The sequence below is a fragment of the Kineococcus gurbantunggutensis genome (assembly GCF_050871925.1).
GTDB lineage: Bacteria > Actinomycetota > Actinomycetes > Actinomycetales > Kineococcaceae > Kineococcus.
On record NZ_JBJLSG010000281.1, the window covers coordinates 1 to 3,130 of the forward strand.

A 3,130-nucleotide genomic window follows, 5' to 3' on the forward strand; every position below is an offset into this window, starting at 1 on the left:
TGAAGTCGGCGACCGCCTCGTGCAGGCGGCGCAGCAGGTGCCCGACGGCGATCACGGCCTGATCGGACCAGGGGCGCGGGTGGACGACCTCGCCGGGGACGAAGTGCACCGCTTCGCGCCCGTCGGGTGCGAAGCCGGTGCCCACCGGGCGCGGTGCGGCTTCGAAGCCGACGGCGTGCAGGTGGTGCAGCAGGGCGGTGGTGGAGGGTGACCAGGGCGCTGCGGGGCGCAGGACCACGCCGCCGCGGCGGGTGACGGTGCTGCGCCCACCACCGGTCAGGACGACCTCGTCGTGCACCTCGTCGCGAGGCTCGGGATCGGGGTGGGCGCTCACGCCAACCAGCCTGGTGCGGCGGCAGGAGCCGTGCACCCCGTTTCCCCGCGGCGTCGAGCACGGCTGGCCACCAGGGCTCATCGGCGTGCCAATGCCAGCCGGCCAGCCGGCCAGCCGGCCGGTCGTGCCCGTGCCCGTGCCCGCAGCGCGGCGCGGCGCACGCCAGCGAGCGCCCAGCTGCTCAGCTCGCCGCATCGAGCGGATCGAGCGGATCGGGTGGGTCGAGCCGCAAGCCCGCGCGGGCCACGACGTGCTCGTGGAAGGCGTGCGTGGCCTGGACCGCTCCGGCGCCCAGGGACTGGTGCAGGCGGGCCCAGCCCTGCCCGCGCCCGTCGATGGCGGCCCGGATCAACGGGTGCCACCTGGCGTGCAGGACGTTCAAGGCCCAGCGCCCGGCGGCGGTCTTGGTGCTCACCACCCCGTGCCGGCTGCGGTGCAGCAGCCGGCACAGCCCCAGCACGTGCTGGTGCTGGGCCCACACGGTGCCGAACTGCCCCGGGCGCTGGGCCAGGTCGCGGTCCCAGGCGGCCAGCACCTGCAGCGCGTCCGCGCGCAGCTGCTGGGCGCTGACGGGGTCGATCAGCGATGTGGGGTGCGGGCCGGTGAGGACGATGCCGTGCTCGCGCGCGACCCAGCGCACGGCCAGGGTGTCGTCGTGCCGGCTGCGCTGCAGGTGCCGCTGGCCGTTGTCCACGTACAGCCACCCGCGCTCCCGCTCCCGCCCCGGCCCTGGCCTCGGCCCCGACGCCGGTCCCGGCCCGCGCCCGTGCGGGGGTGCGGGTGGGTGGCGCAGCTGCCCGCGCGGGGCGTAGCTGCCCTCCAGGTGCCCGGCCCACGGGGCGGGCAGGTGCGGCTGGTCGGGCAGGTGCGCGTGCAGGCGGCGCAGGCCCGCTTCCTGCCCGGGGTCCGGCTCGTGCTCGGTGACGATGAGGAAGTCCACGTCGCTGGCGGCATCGGCACCGCCCAGGGCGAAGGAGCCGACCTGGTAGGCGCCCACGAGGTCCGCGCCCAGCACCGCCCGGGCCTGCTGCACCAGGTGCTGCAGCACCCGGCGGGCACCCTCCAACGGGGTGCACGCGGCCTCGGGCTCGGGCCCGGCCTCGGGCTTGACTTCGGGCTCGGCCTCGGCCTGGGGCTCCGCTGCCTGCTCCACGCCCGCCCACGCTAGGCGCTGGCGCAGAGGCCCGGAAGACGTACGCGCACCAGCGCCGGCGCGACGTGGGAGAGGGTGGCGAGGCGGCGCGAGCACCGCGCGAGCACCGCGCGAGCACCGTGCGAGCACGGCGCCGGAAGACCTTGCGGCGTGGTGCCCGGCTGCGCCAGCGTCGCGGCGTGGACTACGACGACGTGCTCGAGGCGCTGACCCGGTGGGCGTCGGCCGAGGACGGCGTGCGCGCGCTGGTGCTCACCGGATCGGCGGCGGCCGGGCAGGCGCACCCGCTCTCGGACCGCGACCTGGAGGTCTACGCGCTCGACTCGGCCCCGCTGCTGGCCGACGACTCCTGGTGGGACGGCCTGGGGGAGGTGCTGGTCGTGGAGCGCCTGCACGCACCGGGCTGGTACCCCTCCCGGTTGGTGTACTACGCCGGCGGCAAGCTGGACCTGGCCGTCATCCCGATCGAGCAGATCACCTCCCTGCGCCGCGATCGCCCCTTCCAGGTGCTGCTCGACAAGGACGGGCGCGCCTCAGCGCTGTCCCTCACCGCTGCGACGCCGGCGCTGCCCTCCGCCGACGACGTCGAGCAGGCGCTGCACTGGGGGTACGCGGCGGCGTTGATGTGTGCCAAGGCCGCCGTGCGCGAGGAGCTGTGGATGGCCAAGGTGCGCGACCGGGACCTCAAGGAGCAGTTGCTGCTGCTCATCGAGTGGGACCACCGCGCCCGCCACGGCCCGGGCTTCGACACCCGCCACCTGGGCACCGGGATGGGGCGGTGGATGGACGCCGACGTGCGCGCGGAGCTGCAGCGGTGCTGGGGGCGCTTCGACGCCGTGGACACCGCCGCGGCGCTGCGCGCGAGCGTGGCGCTGTTCGCGCGCCTGGCCGTGCGCCTGTCGGAGCGGCTGGGCCTGGCGCCGTTCGCGCACGAGCGCCTTCGCGCCGAGATCGAGGACATCCTGAGCACGCGTCCGGACCTGATCACCGCCTGATCGAGCCCGCTGCACGGCAACCCGGCAACCGCGCAGAACGCGAGTGCATCGCCAAGAGCGTTGAGTCGACGAGCACCTGGAGCCGACGGCCGATCGCGATCGAGCCGGAAGGCTGTCGTGACCGCGAACTGCTGGAGGTGGCGCGAGATCCGGCCCGGCGGTGGAGCTCACCGGCGCGGTTACCGGGCCGGGCGTAAATGGCTTCAGGGCCGCGCGGGAGCAGGTCGGTGAGTGGGCCCTGCTACGAGCTGCTGTGCCCCACTGCGAGCTGCCCTGACTTACCGCGGCTCGCGCTCCGCCTGCAGCAGCCAGGGCGTCTCGGCGTCCAGGGTGCGCACGGCGCGCTCGAAGTCGTCGGCGACCCCTTCGGCGACCAGGTCCACCGCGGGGCCGTACCCGTCGGCGGCCGCCTGCCGCAGCCCCGCGGCGTGCTGCGCGGCGCGCTGACGCACGGCGTGGAGCACCTCTCGCGTGCTGCCCGGCCAGCCGTAGGCCTCCAGCAGCAGGCGCAGGCGGCGGGCGCGGTCGGTGCCGGTGGGGAATCCGTCGGCGGCGGCGACGTCGTGGGCGCTCAGCGGGACCCACGTCAGCGCCAGGAACGCCAGGTCGCGCAGCGGTGCGGCGGGTGCGGCCAGGTCCCAGTCGACG

General features: G+C 75.8%; 2 protein-coding genes and 2 pseudogenes. 1 reads left to right on the top strand and 3 read right to left on the bottom strand.

Annotation, left to right across the window (positions count from 1 at the left end; all coding sequences use genetic code 11):
• Positions 1-334 (bottom strand): annotated as a pseudogene (locus ACRYR7_RS24945) (aminoglycoside phosphotransferase family protein); the annotation flags it as partial.
• A 181-nt stretch (positions 335-515) separates the two neighbouring features.
• Positions 516-1,487: an aminoglycoside adenylyltransferase domain-containing protein gene (locus ACRYR7_RS24950; protein WP_432575049.1), complete on the bottom strand. Its 972-nt coding sequence runs from the start codon at positions 1,485-1,487 to the stop codon at positions 516-518.
• 179 nt (positions 1,488-1,666) lie between these two features.
• Between ACRYR7_RS24950 and ACRYR7_RS24955 the strand changes: the two genes are divergently transcribed.
• On the top strand, positions 1,667-2,482 hold the full coding sequence (locus tag ACRYR7_RS24955; RefSeq protein ID WP_432575051.1) for an aminoglycoside 6-adenylyltransferase: 816 nt from the start codon (positions 1,667-1,669) through the stop codon (positions 2,480-2,482).
• A gap of 278 nt (positions 2,483-2,760) precedes the next feature.
• Here ACRYR7_RS24955 and ACRYR7_RS24960 read toward each other — a convergent pair.
• A pseudogene (locus ACRYR7_RS24960) lies at positions 2,761-3,130 on the bottom strand (aminoglycoside phosphotransferase family protein); the annotation flags it as partial.